Origin of the sequence: Xanthomonas sp. CFBP 8445, assembly GCF_025666235.1 — a bacterium.
In the GTDB taxonomy this organism is placed as follows: domain Bacteria; phylum Pseudomonadota; class Gammaproteobacteria; order Xanthomonadales; family Xanthomonadaceae; genus Xanthomonas_A; species Xanthomonas_A indica.
Map to the genome: position 1 here is coordinate 2,208,275 of NZ_CP102594.1, position 17,162 is coordinate 2,225,436.

A 17,162-nucleotide genomic window follows, 5' to 3' on the forward strand; every position below is an offset into this window, starting at 1 on the left:
CCGGTGCTACCGTCGCGCCGAGCTTCCAGAATGGTGCTTGCTTTGGTGAGCAAACTTTCCCTAGGGCAATGGCGGACGCGGATGATGGCCGGGATCGGTGGCCTTGCTGCCATCGTGGCAGGGTGGGGCATCGGTCTGTTCGAGGCGAAGGAAAAGCCTATCCCCCCGAGTCTGCCGGTGGGGCAACCCATCGCCGCGGGAGAGTGGTCGTTGCGGTTCGATCGCGTCAGCCTGAGCGACCGCCTTCCGAATGGCGACGTCATTGCCAGGTTTGGGCGCAAGGCGATCGTGCTCGAGCTGCAGGCGACCAATCGGACCGCGCGCACGAGCAGTTCGTTTCTGCGGGCGGTCAAGCTGACCACACCGATCAAGGGCATCGATCCGCTGCCGACGGCCTATCTCGTGCGCGACCGCGAAATGACCATCGAGTTGCAGCCCGGCTTGCCGGAAAAGATCGCCTTGGTCTGGACGTATCCGGCTGCAGAACGCACGGCGGCGCGCCTGCGCTTTGATGTCACTGCAAACACCTTCAAGCCGTTCGACAATCTTTACGCGCAGCCGATCTGGACCGATCCGCATCCGGCGGGGTTTATTGATCTGCGGCTTGTTGCGGCATCGTCCGACGCGTCAGCAGGTGCGTTGTGAAGCGCCTGAGGGCAGTGCTCATCGTTGCGGTCGGCGTCGTCGCCCTGGCGGGAATGCGTTGGACCATCCCTCGCTACGACCGCATTACCGGTCCGATCGCGTTCTGCGGCAAGCCGGGAGAGTGGGTGCATGCAGACAATCTCGTCGTCGCCGCAGGTCCCGCGCGGCTTGCCCGGGCCATTCGCTTCAACACCGTCGGTAAGCCGCGAGTGCGCACCAGCGGCGGCGTGTGGCTGGTGATTCCGGTGCGATCGCGCGTAGAGCGTACGACCGGCCATCTCTACGGTCGAACCTGGGTGAGTGCTGACGGCCGCCGCTATCGCGCAAGCGGCCGTGCGGAAGAGGGTGTCGCGGTGCTGTCGTCGACCAAGACGCTTCAGCCCGGCCTGGAACGCAAGGATCTGCTGGTGTTCGAACTGCCGACCGCGCTTGCGGCCGGCGGCGGCACGCTGCTGCTGTCCGAACAAGGCGAGCCGCGCCTGAGCGCCGAGGCGCAGGTGCACTATCCGGCGCTCTCTGTTGGTTCGTCGATAGATCTGCTCGACCTGGATGCGCTGCATGCCAAGCTCTGACGCCGACCTCGCCCAGGGCCTCGCCGAGCGGCGCACGCGCCGGCTGGCGATCGCCGCGTTGGCGGTGCTGGTGCCATGCACGGTCGTGGCAACCGGCTGGCGCGACATGAGCGAGATCCTCCACGTGCGTCAACTGCGGCCGGTCGAAGTCGCGCCAGGGCAACGTGCGGAGTACATCGGAGCCGGGGTGCGACTCGGTGCCCTCGACGTGCTGCCGTTCGAGGCCGGGTTACCGACGGATCGGACATTTATGCGCGCGCGATTGTTCATCGAACCGCGCGATCCGCATGCCGGCAGCCGATGGCTCGACTGCAGGGTCGACCTCGTCGACGCGACTGGCCGTTCCTGGGCGTCCATCGACACGGTGCCGGATCTGTTGCAACGTGCGCTGGCCAAACCGGGCGAGCCGAAAGGTACCCGCTGTGACAGCCTGGCCGTGTCCGATGTCAAACCGGCAAATGCCGTCGCGATCGACGCCTACTACTTGGTGCCGCGTCCGCTGCCGCCGACCCTGCGGGTGACGCTGAGCACGCGCGAAGGGCGCCCTGCCTATCTGCGCTTTGCGCCGCAGGAGGTGCGATGAACGCGATTTCTGCAAACCTCGGCGCGCTCGCCCTGGTTCGCGACAGTGGCCGCCTCTGGTTTCGCTACCTGCCGCAGTTGCTGGCGCTGGCGCTGGCCGGGGCGCTGCTCAACGAGGTGCTGGTGCAGGGCGCGGTGTGGCTGGGTTATCACAACCGCCTGGCAGGGCTGTTGTCGCTGACGTTGGTGGTGCTGTTCAAGTTGGTGGTCATCGTGCTGATGTTCGAGACGCTGCGCCCGGCTTTGCCGGCGATCGCCGGCGCGTCGCAGGCGGCAACCACCGAACCTCCAGAGCAAGGGCGCGAGGCGGTCGCGCCGCGCTGGCGGCGTCTATCGGTTGTCGTCTCCCAAGCACTGGTGCCGTTCTTCGCCTATTACGCGGCCTGGGGGTTCCTCGGCGACACGATCCGCGCCTATGCGCGTGAGGGCCTGGGCCAGTACAACCCGTTCGATCCCGTGTACAGCGGGTTGCTGTTCGATGTGTCCGGCGGCTGGTGGCTGGTCGCCTCGGTCGCCTTGTTGTGGCTGATCCGGCGCGCGGCGAAACAGCAGAAGCAGCGCAGCGCGCATCCGATGTGGAGCATGTTGATCGTGCTGTGCGAAGCCGGTTGGACCTTCGTCGGCATGTACGTGCTCACCGAATGGAAGGGTGGGCTGTTCCGCTGGCTGGCGCATCTGCGCATCGCCGATCTCGGCCAGCAACTGTGGCAGGGCATCAGCCATCCCATCGGCGTCGCGCATGCCGCGCTGCCGGGCGCGGTGGAGCAGGCGCCGCCGGGTGTGGCGGACACGCTGGTGGCGATCTTCTTTTCTGCGTTGTTGCCGGTGGTCTGGCTGGCCTTGGCCGCGCTGATCTACCGCTACGACGTGCACAACGTCGAATTGAACGCGCCGGCCGGGTGGTCGCGCAAGGTCGACGGCACGCTCGGACTGTGGCGGAAATTGCCGACCTGGCTACGCGACTTCATCGGCCATTTCTGGGCGGGCACCGCCTCGCGCTATCGCGCTGCGGCCAACAGCGTGCAACTGGCCGGCGCCACCGGGCTGGCGGCGCTGGTGACGCTGATCGTGCTGTATCGCGCCCTGGACTGGGCCTCGGCCTGGGCCTGGATGGGCCTGACCCGCCTGATCGGCCCGCATCCGCAGGTGGTGTGGCAGGCGATCGCCAATCAGCTGTCGGTGGTGCTGGGCACGCCCAGCGATCCCGGCGACGGCATCCTGCCGCAGACGCTGAAGATCTGCCTGCTCGCGGCGACGCTGGAGCGCGCCTTCCGGGCCGGTCGAAGCTGGCGGGCGTTGAAGTAGTCCGCGCCGCCCGAGCCGTCGGCATCGGGCGGGGGGCGCGTCAGCCGGCGATAGAATCAGGGCCGCGACGACTGCGTGGCGAACTCGTCGAACAGCGCCTGCAGGACCGGCGTCCTGGGCATCCTGTCCAGCGGGATCTCGGCCTGTTCGAACCAGCTCCGGTCCGCCTCGGGATGCGGACCGCTGAGCACGACGGTGCCGCGGCCGAAGCTGTATCGCGCCGCGGCCACATCGCCATTGGCGTAGGTGGCGAGCGCACGGAAGCCACCCTGGTTGCTCTTCGGGAAGTAGGGGCCGTCCTGGAAGAACACGCTGTCGGGGCGGCCCTTCCAGCGCACCGCGACGGCCTCCTCATCGATGGTGGTGACGGGGAAGCCGGGCCGGCCGACCTCGCCATCGAGATCGTCGTCGATCAGGCCCATGTTGGTGTCATCGGCAAGATAGGCGCCCATGCACAGGCCCAGATAGCCGCCGCCCCGCGCGACGAAGTCGCGGATGGCGGCGATTCGGCGCTCGCCCATCGCCTGCAGCGCGGCCGGAATGTCCTGCCCGCCGCCCGGTTGCACATAGACCGCATAGCCGCGCAGGGTGGCGGGCGTGACGTCTTGCGCCTCCTTCGGGCCGATGATGTCGACCTTGTACTGCGGACTCAGTGCCTCGATCGCGTCTTTGGCTGTTTCGGAGCAATCGTCGCAGCCGGCTGCGCCACGATAGACCGCGACACGGATCGTGGGTTGCGCGTTCGCCGCGGACACGCACGCGAACGCGAGGCAGCACAGCGCCGCCAGTCGCAATGGAAGTTTCATGGTCGGCGCTCCTGGCGCAAGTCGGAGATTCAGTGTTTGTGCGAACGCGGCAATGCGACCAGGCGGTAGTCGCCGTCGCCGATCGACGGCCCGATCTTGCAATCGGTGAGGCGAACCGCTTCCTTGCCGGCCACCTTGCGCGGCAGGCAGCTGCCGCCATGCGTGCAGAACGCGCCGCCCGACGGCGTGTCGCGCGCGATGTCCACCGGCAAGGTCTGGCCCTTGTTCCAGGTGTTCTGCATGTCGTCCTTCACCGTGGCGAGCATCACCGCGTGACAGTCGGGCGCCGGCGCGCGTGCGCTCGCCAGGGCGGGTACTGCCGCCAGCGCGATGATCGTGGCCAGAAGGGTGTTGCGCATGGGTGTCTCCTGTTCGTTGTGGGTAGGCACGGCACGGACGCAAAGAGCGGCACGGCTGTCGCTGGAGACTGGCCTGGGCGACGTACATTCAGCCGATCGGCCCGCAACCAGGCCTGAACAGGCCAGTGCCTCGCTGCGCAGGCAACTGTTCAGAGGGTGGATCGCGCCGCGGCAAGCGCCGACGCGCGCACATGAAAAACGCCGCGACGGGTCTCGTCGCGGCGCTTGGAACAGAACAGGACTGGGATGTCCCCGGAAGCGACGCCGGGCGTCGCCATCAGGACAGGCGCGCTCAGCCGGCAGCCGGCGCCTTGGTATCGCCCGCCTTGACGTCGCCCGGTTGGCACTCGCCCAGGCGCTTGCCGTCCAGCTTCATGTGCGTCTTCATCGACATGCCGCCGGGCAGCCCGCTGACCGTGGAGTGCGATTCCGACGCCATCTCGGTGGCGCTGAAGGTGCCGGTGCTGGTGCCTTCGATCTTGATGTCGCCCATCGCGCAATGCATCTTCGCGTCGATCTTGCCGTCCTTCATGTTGAAGGTGTCGTACACGCAGTTCTTCTGCATCGGCGAGGCGCTGCCGAAAATGCTCGACGGATTGTTGATCTGCTCGGCGGTCAGGCACACCTTGGTGGTGCTCGGCGGCACCTTCGGCATCTGCGGCATGTTGCCGGAGCCGCCGGTGGTCTCGCTGCTCACCTGCTCGATCCGCATCTCCCATTCGCCGGGCTGCAGCTTGGCCGCCTGCACCTTGGCCACGTCGGCGACCGAGGCGTTGGACATCGCGACATTGTCGCCGTTCTTGTCGCCGCCCTTGCTGCAGGCGGCGAGCAGCACACACACAGCAAGCGTTGCCGGCATGGTCAGACGCATGAACTTCTCCCTAAGTTATGTGAAGTGCGCGGAGCATAGCCGGGGGCGTGATTAAGATCACGTCGACGCCGCGGACTGCCGCCGGTGCGCGCATGACCATGCAGCAGGCGTCCGCGAAGGGGAAGGATCGATCGCGGCAGATTCACTCCGTAGCCGGACAAGACAGCCCCTCGGCCACTGCGCAGGCACGCGAGCCCGCCGACAGCGGTGCGCAGTGCGAATGCGTGTGTGTCGTGCACGGACCATTCCGTTCGGCTCTGCTAGCGTCGGCGCCGCCGCGCGTGACCTCCACGCCATCCGCTCCAGGTTCGCCCTTCGATGCCCAGCCTCGCCGAACGTCCCGTCATCCTCGAACGCAAGCGCACCCTGAAGATGGCCCGCTCCGCACACGCCTACGTGCGCGGCAACACGGCCAGGTTCTACGAATGGCTGGCGGCGTCGCCGGCGGCGCGCCGCGTGCCGATGGGCCCGGCGATCTGGATCTGCGGCGACTGCCATCTCGGCAACCTCGGCCCGGTCGCCGACGGCGAGGGACGTGTCGAGATCCAGATCCGCGACCTCGACCAGGGCGTGATCGGCAATCCCGCGCACGATCTCATCCGCCTGGGCCTGTCGCTGGCCACCGCGGCCCGCGGTTCGGACCTGCCCGGCGTCACCACTGCACGGATGATGGAGGCGATGGTCGACGGCTACGGCGCCGCCATCGAGGATCCGACCCGCGATCACCCCGGTGCCGAACCGGAGACCGTGCGCAGCATCCGCCGCGAAGCCTTCGGCCGGCGCTGGCGCCACCTGGCCAAGGAGCGTCTGCAGGCGGTGGAGCCGCGCATCCCGCTGGGCGAGAAGTTCTGGGCGTTGGCGCCGGAAGAGCGCGAGGCGTTGGAACGGCTGTTCGCCGATCCGGCGGTGGCGCAGATGGTGCTGTCGCTGAAGGGCAAACCCAAGGACCGCGAGGTACGCCTGGTCGATGCCGCGTACTGGATGAAGGGCTGCAGTTCGCTCGGCCTGCTGCGCTACGCGGCGATCGTCGCCTTGAAGACCGGCAAGGGCCACTGGTCGTATGCGCTGGTCGATCTGAAGGAGGCGGTCGCCCCGATCGCGCCGGCGGCGCCGGATGCGCGGATGCCGGCGGACAATGCCGAACGCGTGGCCGCCGCGGCGCGGGCGCTGTCGCCGTACCTGGGCAGCAGGATGCTGCCGGTGCATCTGTTGGGCCGCTCGCTGTTCATCCGCGAACTGTCGCCGCGCGACCTGAAGCTGGAAGTGGACCAGTTCAATCACGTCGAGGCGGTGCGCTCGGCGCGCTATCTGGCCTTCGTCGTCGGCAAGGCGCATGCGCGGCAGATGAAGCCCGGGACACGTGCCGCGTGGCTGCAATTGCTGGATGCGGACCGGCGCAAGGCCATCGACACGCCGTCGTGGCTCTGGGAGAGCGTGGTCGCGCTCGCCGGTCATCACGAAGCCGGCTATCTGGAGCACTGCCGTCGTTACGCGCTGGCCGCCTGACGGCAGTCATCGCCAGGCGCGATCCGTTTCAGTCGCGCGCGTAGCCCAGATCCAACGCCATGTCCCACCGGTCCAGCCCCGGACCGTAGCCGTTCGCCACCACGCGTTCGACGGCGAAGCCGAAGCGTGCATAGAACGCCTGGGTGTGCTGGCTGGTGTCCAGTTCGATCCGCGCCACGCCGCTGCGCCGGCAGGCGTCGAGCCGCGCTTCGGTCAAGACGCGGCCCAGGCCCTGGCGGTGCAGGCGGCGGTCGACCATGCCCCAGCCGAAGCCGGCGACGCGGCCATCGTCGTTCAGCGCGTGGCCGCCGCAGGCCACGATCGCGCCCGCGCGGACGATGACCAGGTAATGCCAGGCGCCGGCGTCGCGCTCCAGGAAGCGCGCGAAGGCGGCGCGTTCGCTGTGGTCGAAGAACTGCGGGACGTTGCTGTCGAACAGCGCCAGGCAGGCGGCGTGGTCCTGCGCCGCGTACGGACGGATGGTGTTCACCCGAGCAGTGTGCCGCAGGCGGCCGGTCATGTCGTGGTGGCGTCGGGTGCGGGCGCTCGCATCGGCCATTTCCGACGCGGGTGTCGGAAAATTTCGCCGGACCTGTCCGGGATCCGCAGCGGGGTAGTGTCCGGAAGCGGGAAGGGGGAGGGTCAGATAATTCTGACGTGAGATCAGGATTGTCCTGATAACGTTTTCCCCACTGCGCCAGCATACTGGCCTCGGCCTGACGCAGGGACCGTCGCGCGCCTTCCGAGGAAGCGCAGGCAGGTCACTCGACCCTGCGTGCCGAGCCTTGAGTAAGCTCGGCAGGGTTTTGATGACAACAGCATGACGTTTCGCGAAGTGCAGATGAGCACATCGTGAAGCGTCGTCGTTTGTCTACGAATTCGTATTGCCCTGAATAATTCACGCAGATAGTCTGATCGTGCGGTATCCGCTGCGTTGGGGTTATACGAGATGGCCATCAGGGTTTTTCTGGTCGATGATCACGCTCTTGTCCGTACGGGCATGAAGCTGATCCTGTCGAATCAAACGGATATCGAGATCGTCGGCGAGGCCGACAGCGGCGAAACGGCCCTCCCGCAGATCCGCCAGCTGAAGCCGGACATCGTCCTGTGCGACCTGCACATGCCCGGCGTCAGCGGGCTGGAAGTCACCGAGCGCATCGTCAAGGGCGACCACGGCACCAAGGTCATCATCGTCTCGGTGCTGGAAGACGGCCCGCTGCCCAAGCGGCTGCTGGAAGCCGGTGCGTCCGGTTACGTCGGCAAGGCCGGCGATGCGCAGGAATTGCTGCGCGCGGTGCGCGACGTGGCGATGGGCAAGCGCTACCTCGGCGCCAACATCGCGCAGAACCTGGCGCTGGCCAATCTGGAAGGCGGCGGTTCGCCGTTCGATGCGCTGTCCCCGCGCGAACTGGAGGTAGCCCTGCTGCTGACCCGCGGGCTGCGCCAGGAAGACATCGCCAAGCGCCTGAGCCTCAGCGCAAAGACCGTCAACACGCACAAGGCGCGACTGTTCGAGAAGGTCGGCATCCAGGACAACATCGCCCTGGCGCGCCTGGCCACGCAGTACGGCTTGCTGGATCCAACGCACCCGCTGTAATCGGAGGCGCCTGCCGATCTGTAAAAGAGCGGCCTTCGTGCCGCTTTTGCTTTTTGCTTGCGCAAACGCGGACCTGTTCGCAGTGGATCGACCGCGACCATGCGTCTTCCGGCATCGCCGACGTCCCCAGCAGTCGCGCGTGCCGCGGTCGGAATGACCGGGTGCCGCCGCGGCATTACGTGGTGCAAGCACGGGGAAGGAGGTGGTACACGCGTGCGCGCAGCATCATTCACGACTGCAGGACCATCCAGCGACGCGGACATGCATGCATTGGTGTGCCTTCCAGACACTTCGGTCGCCTGCCTTCCGCGCAACACGTACTCCACCCACCGCCCGTTTTCGTAGGAGCGGCTTCAGCCGCGACAGCCGTACCGGTGATGGTTGTCGCGGCTGAAGCCCCTCCTACGAGGTGATGGCGTATCTCGTTGAGCCACGGCAAAGCGCGCTTTGGCGAGGCTTTCGAGCCACTGCCCCTGCCACCGCCACTGCTGCGCCGAACGGGATGCGCGGAGAGAGTGCGTGTACAGACGATCGTCTTGCGCCGTAGCGACGGACGCGCTTCACGGGCACCCACATGAAAAAAGCGGCCCGAAGGCCGCTTTTTTCATGTCGCGAGAGGAGTGAGGATCAGGTGCGATCCTTGTGCTCGTCGCCGTCCGCCTTGTCCGCGGCATGCGGCGCATGCGCTGCGGACTGCGGCGCGGCGGCGGCAGCACGTTCCTTCCTCTCCGCTTCGTCGACAGCCGCGACCTGCGTCGAGGCAGTGGCGGCGGACGTTGCGGTGTCACTGCTTGCCGGCGTGGCCGATGCGGCCTCGGTCGGCGCGGCGGCCGCTGCTTCGCCACCGTGCGGGATCTTCGCCGGTGCATCGGCGAAGGCGTCGAGCATCGTGGTCTGCACCGGGGCGTAGGCTGGCTTGGCCGGTGCCGGTTCCTCCGCGCGCGGCTCCACGGGAGCAGCGGTGACGGCCGGTGCTGCGCTCGGCGCGGCTGCGGCTGCCGCCGGCGCGGTCACGCTCGCCGGATCCTCGACCGTGGCCGTGGCATCCGCGGCGTCCGGCTCCGCGACCGGGGCCTTGGCGGCGGTCGCGGTCGGTTGCTCGACGGCAGTGGTGACCGCCTGCGGCTGCGGCGCGGCCGGTGCGGCGGCCGGTGTTGCGCGTTCGGCCGGTGCCGCGGCGCGCTCGGTGCCCACGGTCTGCTGCGCTGGCGGCGTCGTCTCGGCGACCGCTGCCGGTGCCGCAGGTGCGGCAGCCACCACCGTGTCGGCGTGGGCGACGGCGGCATCGCTGGCGCCCTGGGTGGCAGCGGCCGGCGCGGTCGGCGCAGGCGCTGCGATCACGGCGTCGGCCGGCGCGGTCGGCTGCATCGGTGCGGTGGCCGGCGCAGGCACGGGGTCGACGGCGATCGGCGCGGGGGCCTGGGCTGCGTCGTCGGCCGGTGCCGGTGCGCTGCTGGCGGCGGCTGCACGCTCGCGGCGCGGCTCGCGCTTTTCCTGCGGCTCGCGCTTCTCCTTCTCCTGTACGGGCGGCTGCGGCTTGGACGCGGGCGCGTCGCCGGCAGCGTCGTCGTCGAAGTCGAACTCCGGCTGGCTGCGGCTCGGCGCCTGCGCGCTTTCGCCGTCGCTGTCGCCGGCATCCAGGTCGGCATCGTCCAGCCCGGCGGCATCGCCGGCAGCGCCGGCTTCGCCATTGCCACGGCGGCGGCGGCGGCCACCACGACGACCGCGGCGGCGGCGGCCGCCGGCATCGCCGGTGCCGTCCTCGCCCTCGGCGCCTTCGCCGGCAGGCACGGCCTGGGCGGTCTCGGCGGCGCTTTCGCGCTCATCGATGCTGCTCGCTGCGGCGGTCGGCGCCGATTGCGCCGGCGCGGCGGTGGCCTCGACGGCCGCTGCCGGCTCCTGGGACGTGGCGATCGCGCCACCGGCGACCGCGGCGGCGGCCAGGGTGGTGGCGTCCTGCACCGGCGTCACCGGGCTGGTCGCGACAGGCGCGGCCTGCTGCTTGGCGACGGCTTCCTCGGCGCGCGGCTGACGCGGCGGCTTGTCGCCCTGCGCGGCAGCCTGCGCCGGCTCCTGCTGCGGCTTGGGCTGGCGCGGCGGGTTCTGCGGCTGCTGCTGCTTCGGCGGCTTGGGCGTCTGCGGCTGCTGCGGCTTGGCCTGCTGTGTGGCCTGCTCGTTGCGCGGCGCCTTGGGCTGCGGGTTCTGCTGCCCGGCCGGCGCGGCGGCGCCATTGCCGTTGCCGGCGCGGCGCTCGTCGCGGCGTGCGTTGCCGCCGCCGTTGTGGCCGTTGCCGCGGGCGGCATTGCCGCCCTGGCCGCCGTTGCGGTTGCCGTCACGGCGCGCGTTGCGGTCGCTGCGATCGCCACGGTCGTTGCGGTTGCGGTTGCCGTCCTGCGGGCGCTGACGCTGCGCCGGCTCGGCGGCGGCCGGGGCGGGGGCCGGGCTGTCGCCGGCGCCGAAGATGCGCTTCAGCCAGCCGACCACGCCGGTGGCCGGCGGCGCGACCGGCGTCGGCGCGACGACCGGGGCCGGTGCCGGCGCGGCGGCCGGTTCCTCGACCACTTCGCGCACCGGGGCCGGCTGCGAGTGCTTCACATTGGTCACCGCAGGCGCCGGAATGTTCAACTGCGCCTTGGTCAGCGCATGCACCGGCAGCTTGCGCGGGGTGCCGCGCTGGTAGCTGGGCTTGGTGCTTTCCTCGCCCAACTCGTTCTCGCGCAGGCGGGTCACTTCGTAGTGCGGGGTGTGCAGCTGCTCGTCGGCGACGATCACGATCGGCGCGTCGTGGCGCTTCTCGATCTCGCTGAGCGCGCGGCGCTTCTCGTTGAGCAGGTAGTTGGCGATCTCCACCGGCGCCTGCACCAGCACCTGCCCGGTGTTCTCTTTCATCGCATGCTCTTCGGCGACGCGGATGATCGACAGCGACAGCGACTCGACGCTGCGCATGCGGCCGTGGCCGTCGCAGCGCGGGCAGACGATCTGGCTGGATTCGCCCAGCGACGGGCGCAGGCGCTGGCGGCTCATCTCCAGCAGGCCGAAGCGCGAGATGCGGCCGATCTGCACCCGCGCGCGGTCGTACTTGAGCGCGTTCTGCAGGCGGTTCTCGACTTCGCGCTGGTGCTTGTTGGAGGCCATGTCGATGAAGTCGATCACCACCAGGCCGCCGAGGTCGCGCAGGCGCAACTGGCGCGCGACCTCTTCGGCCGCCTCCAGGTTGGTCTGGAACGCGGTGTCCTCGATGTCGCTGCCCTTGGTGGCGCGCGAGGAGTTGACGTCCACCGCGGTCAGCGCCTCGGTCTGGTCGACCACGATCGAGCCGCCGGAGGGCAGGCGCACGCTGCGCTCGTAGGCGGCCTCGATCTGCGACTCGATCTGGAAGCGGTTGAACAGCGGGATGTCGTCGGTGTAGTGCTTGAGCTTGCGCAGGCTCTGCGGCATCACCTGCTGCATGAATTCCTTGGCGTCGCCGTACATCTCCTCGGTGTCGACCAGGATCTCGCCGATGTCGGCACGCAGGTAGTCGCGCAGGGCGCGGATGATCAGCCGCGATTCCTGGTAGATCAGGAACGGCGCCGGCTTGGCCAGGGCGGCCTCGGCGATCGACTTCCACACCTGCAGCAGGTAGTCCAGGTCCCACTGCAGCTCTTCGGCATCGCGGCCGACGCCGGCGGTGCGGATGATCACGCCCATGTCGTCGGGGATGTTCAGCTTGTCCAGCGCTTCCTTCAGCGCGGCGCGGTCCTCGCCCTCGATCCGGCGCGAGACGCCGCCGGCGCTGGGCGAGTTCGGCATCAGCACCATGTAGCGGCCGGCCAAGGAGATGAACGTGGTCAGGGCCGCGCCCTTGTTGCCGCGCTCCTCCTTGTCCACCTGCACCACCACTTCCTGGCCCTCGCGCAGCAGTTCGCGGATCGTCGCCTTGTTGTGGTCGACGCCGGCCTGGAAGTAATCGCGGGAGATTTCCTTCAGCGGCAGGAAGCCGTGGCGCTCGCCGCCGTATTCGACGAAGGCCGCTTCCAGCGAGGGTTCGAGCCGGGTGATGCGGCCCTTGTAGATGTTGGACTTCTTCTGTTCCTTGGACGGCTGCTCGATGTCGATGTCGTACAGGGTCTGGCCGTCCACGATGGCTACACGCAGTTCTTCTGCCTGCGTGGCGTTGATCAGCATTCGCTTCATTGTTGCGTTCCTCGCGCTGCTACCGCGCGGAACGCCATGGGGTTTCGCTTCTGGTCACGCTTCGTCGCCCATCGCGCAGGCGCGGGGTGGGCGTCTTGGGTTTCCAGCGCTACGACACCACGGCGAGCCGCGGGAGCGCTTCTTGCTTTTAGGTGGTTCAGGACCGGCGGCGACTCCAGCCAGGCTGGGCGCCGCACGGGGCATGTTCAGCGCGGACGCTTGCGGCATCCGGCGATGGCCGGGCAGGCCGGTGAGCCGCTAACATGGCCGCCCCGGGGGCGGTGGTCGCGCACTGTGCCGGAATCGTCGTAAGCCGGGCTTCTGGCCCTCAACTAACTTCCAACGAAATCAAACCCTTATCTCGCCCCCCGAGTGTAACAGAATAAACTGCCTGATGACTTCCCCCCCGATCCCTCCGAAGCCGCGCGATGTCGCGACCAGCGCGGTGCGCATTCTCAAGGTCCCGGAAGACAGGGCCGGACAGCGCGTAGACAATTTCCTGCTCGGCCAGCTCAAGGGCGCGCCGCGCAGCCTGATCTACAAGCTGATGCGCAGCGGCCAGGTGCGGGTCAACGGCGGCCGCACCAAGGCCGAGCGCAAGCTCGAGGCCGGCGACGAGGTGCGCATCCCGCCGGTGCGGCTGACCGAGGAGGGCGAGAAGAGCGCGCCGCCGGATGCGTTCATGGCCCGGCTGGAGGCGGCGATCGTGTACGAGGACGCACGCTTGCTGGCGCTGAACAAGCCGTCCGGGGTCGCCAGCCACGGCGGCAGCGGCATCAGTTTCGGCGCCATCGAGACGCTGCGTGCGCTGCGTCCCAATCAGTCGCTGGAGCTGGTGCACCGGCTCGATCGCGACACCTCCGGGCTGCTGATCGTGGCCAAGAAGCGTTCGGCGCTGACCGAGCTGCAGGCGCTGATGCGCGAGGACGATCGGGTCCAGGGCCGCGGCATCAGCAAGCGCTACCTGACCCTGCTGGTCGGGCGCATGCCCGATGGCACCATGAGCGTGGATGCGCCGCTGCACATCGGCCTGCGCCAGGGCGGCGAGCGCCACGTGCAGGTGAACGCGGCGGGCAAGCCGTCGCTGAGCCATTTCCGGGTACTGGAGCGGCGCGGCGGGCATTCCTACTGCGAGGTGCGGATCGAGACCGGCCGCACCCACCAGATCCGCGTGCACGCCCAGCACCTGGGGCATCCGGTCGCTGGCGACGACAAGTACGGCGATCCTGCAGTCAACAAGCGCCTGCGCGAGCAGATCGGGCTCAAACGTCTGTTCCTGCATGCCGCCTCGCTGGAGTTCGCCCTGGACGACGGCAAGACACCTTATCTATTGAACGCGCCGCTGGCCGACGAACTGGCCGAGGCGCTGAACCGCCTCGGCTGAGGCCGGCGCGGCGGGAGCGGCATGCGGCCGCCCCGCGTTGCGTTCAGCTGTCGTGATGGTCGTGGTCATGGTGCCCGTCATGGTGGGCCGGGGCCGGCCGTTGTGCCGGGTGCGATTCGGCCGGCCGCGGCGCCGGCATGCGCGGCGGCGGAGAGAACCGGGCCACGCGCTGCTCCTGGCGCGGTTCCGGCATCGGCGCACGCATCGCCTCGCGCGGCATCTCCGGCGCGCGCGCCTCGCGCTCGGGCGCCGGCGCATGCCAGGCCTGGGCGCGCGGCGCTTCGGCCGGCATCGCCGCGCGCGGCGGCTGCGCGCGGGCCATCTCGCGGGCGAAGCCGGACGGCTGCATGCCCGGGTCGCCGTGCCGCGGTGGTTCGGCGAAGCGCGGCGCCGGCATGCCGCCATGATTGGCGACGGCCTCGCGCGGCATCGGCGTGGGCGACAGTGCCTGCGGCACCGGCCGGCCGTGGAACTGCGGCACCGGCATCGACGGAGTCGAGCGTGGCGCGTTCGGCTGGGCCATCGCCAGGGCGCGTTGCGGTGCCGGGGCACGCGGCGCGAAGCCGGGCAGCAGGCGCTGGTCGCGCGCGGCGGCCATGGCCGCCGGGGTGCCCGGAGCCGGCAGGCGCTGCACCGGCGGCGCCATCGCCGCCACCGGGCGGCCGGCCTGCAGCATCTGGCTGGTGAAGTGCGGCATGGTCTGCGGCATCGCCGGCGGCTGGGCGCGGGCCGGCCCGAACGCGGCCGCCGGAGTGCGCGCCCCCATCGCCGCGGCAGCCAGCGCGGCGCCCGGGGCACGCGCGGCGGCGAAGGCCTGCTGCGCGGCCGGCCCACTCATCGGCATCGCCGGGGCTGGCGCGCCGCGGTAGTCGTTGTGCACGTAGCTGCGGTTGTCGTAGTGGTTGTTGATGATGGTGGTGCGCGGTGCGTACACGCTGTTGCGGTAGACCACGTAGTTCGGCGCCGACGGCGGCGCGTTCCAGTTCACCCCCCAGTTGTTCCAGCCCCAGCTGTGCCATGGCGGCGCCGGTTCCAGCCAGCCGAACACGCTGTGGTGGTGGTGTTCGAGCGCGTCGCCGACCAGCACGCCCACGCCGAAGGAGATGATGCCGGCGGTGACCAGGTCGCCGGTGTCGTAGTAGGGGCGCGGCGGACGGTAGCGGTATTCGCGGTAGACGTTGACCGGAGCGCCGTAGACCACGTCGGGGTCGTAGCGCGGCACGTAGACCACGTCCGGCTGCGCCGGCTCGATGACGATGGTGCGGGTCGGCGGCGGCACCGCGTCGGCATAGGCCGGCGCCGGTTCCACTACGGTGCGCTGCACCACCTGCACGCGCTGCTGCGGGGTGCTGCGCAGGTGGCCCTGCGCCTGCGCGCGCTGGCGCATCACCTGCACCGCGTCCAGCACCTGGTTGGGATCATGGGCATAGGCGTCGCCCAGCGCGCGGGTCCAGTCGCCGTTGCCGGCCAACTGGTCGACCACGTCGGGGAAGGCGGTCAGCGCCTTGACGCTAGGGTCCCAGGGCTGCGCCGCGGCCGCCTGCAGGCGGTCGGTGGCGGACAGGGTGCGGTTGTTGCGCAGCCAGTCCTGCGCGGACACCACCTGGTCCGGATACACCGAGGCGGCGAGGGTCTGCGCCAGCAGCTTGTCCGGGAACAGCGCGATCGGCGCCACCAACTGATACAGCTGGTCGGCGGTGGGCGGGACGTAGGGGGCAGGCGCGGGCGCCGCAGCGGGGGCGCCGGTGTCGGCCTGTGCTGCGGGAGCGGGCGCGTCTTGTCGCTGGCAGGCGCCCAGCGCCACCACGCTCAGCGCGGTGAACAGGGCCAGCCTGGCCGGGGGCAGGGGGCGGAGATCCATGCGACACCTCATCGGAGCGGGGCGAAGGTGGCCGCAGCATGCGCCGCCCTTGGTGTCTGCGACCTTTCTGCGCGGCGCTGCCGCGCAGGCCAGCGAGCCCGCGTTCAGCCGGCGCCGGCGGGTGCGCTCAGACCGGCGCGGACAGGCGGAACAGCACCAGACTCAAGGCCAGCGTGGCCATGCCCGCGACCAGGCCGTACACCGTCTCGTGTCCCTGCGCATAACGCTTGGCCGCCGGCAGCAGTTCGTCCAGGGCCAGGAACACCATCACCCCGGCGATCAGCCCGAACACCGCGCCGAACACCGCATCGGACAGGAAGCGCGCCAGCGCGACGTAGCCGATCAGCGCGCCGATCGGCTCGGCCAGGCCGGACAGCAGGCTGGCGGCGAAGGCATAGGACTTGCGGCCGGTGGCGTAATGCACCGGCACGGCGATGGCGATGCCTTCGGGAATGTTGTGCACGGCGATGGCGAAGGCCAGCGGCATGCCCACCGCCGGGCTCTCCAGCGTCGCGAAGAAGGTGGCCAGGCCTTCCGGGAAATTGTGCGCCGTGATCGCCACCGCGGTGAGCAGGCCGACGCGCTTGACGTAGGCGCGGTTGTCGTCGCGGAACAACGGATCGCGGCTGTTGAGGCTTTCGTGCGGATTGGGCACCAGCCGGTCGATGGTCACGATCAGCACCATGCCGGCCAGGAACGCCAGGGTGGCGTAGGCCTGGCCCAGGCGTGGATCGAAGGCCTCGCTGAAGGCGGCGATCGACTTGCCGAGGATCTCGGTCAACGACACGTACACCATCGCGCCGGCGGAGAACGCCAGGCCGAAGGCGAGCAAGCGCGGATTGGGGCCTCTGCTGAACAACACCAGCACGCTGCCCAGGCCGGTGGCCAGGCCGGCGCCGAGGGTCACGGCGAGCGCGACCAGGACATTGTGCAGCGGGATCTCCAGCATGCGCCGGCGGCTCCAAGGAAAGAGGCGTCGATCAAACCCGGCGCGGTGCGGGTGTCGCGTGAAGGCGCGGCGCGCGCGCCCGTGGTTGGGGCGGGAGACTTGAGGTTCAGCCGGCCTTGTGCGCCTGCGCGTCCAGCGCGAAGCAGCGGTCCGGGCGCGGCTGCGGCGGATTGAAGTTGACCGGCACCTGGATGGTCCACGGCACTGCCTGGCCGTTGCGGGTGGCGGGTTTGAACGTCCAGCCGCGCACGGCCTGCTGCGCCGAGGCGTCCAGCTTGGCCTGGCCGCTGCCGGTGACCACGTTCACGTCGGTCGGCTTGCCCTGCACGCCGACCACCACCTTCAGCACCACCGTGCCGCCGAGTCCGGCGCAGGCCACGTCGATCGGGTAGTCCGGCGGCGGCGTCTTCACCGCGGCGACCTCGGTCGGCGGCTGGGCCACGGTGTGTTGCTGCGATTGTTGGGATTGGCCGCAGGCGCTGAGCAGCACGGCGCTCAGGCAGGCCAGGGGGAACAGACGACGGGCGGCGACGGTAGCGATCATCGGGA

15 protein-coding genes are annotated in these 17,162 nt (G+C 69.6%); 7 read left to right on the forward strand and 8 right to left on the reverse strand.

Features of this window, described 5'->3' with window-relative positions; genetic code table 11:
- Positions 1–45: 45 nt before the first annotated feature.
- Genes NUG21_RS09350 through NUG21_RS09365 form a run of 4 tightly spaced genes read left to right on the forward strand, consistent with a single transcriptional unit; the run spans position 46 to position 3,104 of the window.
- Entirely contained in the window at positions 46–645 is a 600-nt protein-coding gene (locus tag NUG21_RS09350; RefSeq protein ID WP_263392892.1) for a hypothetical protein, read from the forward strand.
- Positions 642–1,217 carry a hypothetical protein gene (locus NUG21_RS09355; protein WP_263392893.1) on the forward strand — a complete coding sequence of 192 codons (576 nt, stop codon included), beginning with the start codon at positions 642–644 and terminating at the stop codon, positions 1,215–1,217. Before NUG21_RS09350 ends, NUG21_RS09355 begins: the two co-directional genes overlap by 4 nt.
- Positions 1,204–1,800: a hypothetical protein gene (locus tag NUG21_RS09360; protein WP_263392894.1), complete on the forward strand. Its 597-nt coding sequence runs from the start codon at positions 1,204–1,206 to the stop codon at positions 1,798–1,800. Before NUG21_RS09355 ends, NUG21_RS09360 begins: the two co-directional genes overlap by 14 nt.
- Positions 1,797–3,104 carry a hypothetical protein gene (locus NUG21_RS09365; protein WP_263392895.1) on the forward strand — a complete coding sequence of 436 codons (1,308 nt, stop codon included), beginning with the start codon at positions 1,797–1,799 and terminating at the stop codon, positions 3,102–3,104. The genes NUG21_RS09360 and NUG21_RS09365 overlap by 4 nt, the downstream gene beginning before the upstream one ends.
- A 56-nt stretch (positions 3,105–3,160) precedes the next feature.
- Here the strand turns inward: NUG21_RS09365 and NUG21_RS09370 are convergent, their stop codons facing one another.
- The 3 genes from NUG21_RS09370 to NUG21_RS09380 form a co-directional block, all read right to left on the reverse strand.
- On the reverse strand, positions 3,161–3,910 hold the full coding sequence (locus tag NUG21_RS09370; protein ID WP_263392896.1) for a BPL-N domain-containing protein: 750 nt from the start codon (positions 3,908–3,910) through the stop codon (positions 3,161–3,163).
- A gap of 29 nt (positions 3,911–3,939) precedes the next feature.
- The gene (locus NUG21_RS09375; protein WP_019797935.1) at positions 3,940–4,269 is read right to left on the reverse strand and encodes a hypothetical protein; all 330 of its coding nucleotides are present in this window, start codon (positions 4,267–4,269) and stop codon (positions 3,940–3,942) included.
- Between the two features lie 292 nt (positions 4,270–4,561).
- Positions 4,562–5,140 (reverse strand): DUF3617 domain-containing protein, encoded by a 579-nt coding sequence (locus NUG21_RS09380; protein WP_263392897.1) that lies wholly within the window; start codon positions 5,138–5,140, stop codon positions 4,562–4,564.
- Positions 5,141–5,458: 318 nt separating this feature from the next.
- On the opposite strand from NUG21_RS09380, the gene NUG21_RS09385 reads away from it, so the two are divergent.
- A complete protein-coding gene (locus NUG21_RS09385) occupies positions 5,459–6,646 on the forward strand; it encodes a DUF2252 family protein (protein WP_263392898.1) in 1,188 nt (395 codons plus the stop codon).
- 28 nt (positions 6,647–6,674) lie between these two features.
- Here the strand turns inward: NUG21_RS09385 and NUG21_RS09390 are convergent, their stop codons facing one another.
- Positions 6,675–7,136 carry a GNAT family N-acetyltransferase gene (locus NUG21_RS09390; RefSeq protein WP_263393061.1) on the reverse strand — a complete coding sequence of 154 codons (462 nt, stop codon included), beginning with the start codon at positions 7,134–7,136 and terminating at the stop codon, positions 6,675–6,677.
- Positions 7,137–7,595: 459 nt separating this feature from the next.
- Here NUG21_RS09390 and NUG21_RS09395 point away from each other — a divergent pair, with 459 nt between their 5' ends.
- Positions 7,596–8,243, forward strand: coding sequence for a response regulator (locus tag NUG21_RS09395; RefSeq protein WP_160947835.1), 648 nt, complete (start codon positions 7,596–7,598; stop codon positions 8,241–8,243).
- A gap of 627 nt (positions 8,244–8,870) precedes the next feature.
- Here NUG21_RS09395 and NUG21_RS09400 read toward each other — a convergent pair.
- Positions 8,871–12,419 carry an Rne/Rng family ribonuclease gene (locus tag NUG21_RS09400; RefSeq protein WP_263392899.1) on the reverse strand — a complete coding sequence of 1,183 codons (3,549 nt, stop codon included), beginning with the start codon at positions 12,417–12,419 and terminating at the stop codon, positions 8,871–8,873.
- 394 nt (positions 12,420–12,813) lie between these two features.
- Here NUG21_RS09400 and NUG21_RS09405 point away from each other — a divergent pair, with 394 nt between their 5' ends.
- The gene (locus NUG21_RS09405) at positions 12,814–13,803 is read left to right on the forward strand and encodes an RluA family pseudouridine synthase (RefSeq protein WP_160947833.1); all 990 of its coding nucleotides are present in this window, start codon (positions 12,814–12,816) and stop codon (positions 13,801–13,803) included.
- A gap of 43 nt (positions 13,804–13,846) precedes the next feature.
- Here the strand turns inward: NUG21_RS09405 and NUG21_RS09410 are convergent, their stop codons facing one another.
- From NUG21_RS09410 to NUG21_RS09420, 3 genes are all read right to left on the reverse strand, one after another.
- Positions 13,847–15,664, reverse strand: a complete 1,818-nt coding sequence (locus NUG21_RS09410; RefSeq protein WP_263392900.1) for a DUF3300 domain-containing protein — start codon at positions 15,662–15,664, stop codon at positions 13,847–13,849.
- A gap of 127 nt (positions 15,665–15,791) precedes the next feature.
- A complete protein-coding gene (zupT, locus tag NUG21_RS09415; RefSeq protein WP_019798069.1) occupies positions 15,792–16,613 on the reverse strand; it encodes a zinc transporter ZupT in 822 nt (273 codons plus the stop codon).
- A 106-nt stretch (positions 16,614–16,719) separates the two neighbouring features.
- Positions 16,720–17,157 carry an energy transducer TonB gene (locus tag NUG21_RS09420; protein ID WP_263392901.1) on the reverse strand — a complete coding sequence of 146 codons (438 nt, stop codon included), beginning with the start codon at positions 17,155–17,157 and terminating at the stop codon, positions 16,720–16,722.
- Positions 17,158–17,162 lie beyond the last annotated feature (5 nt).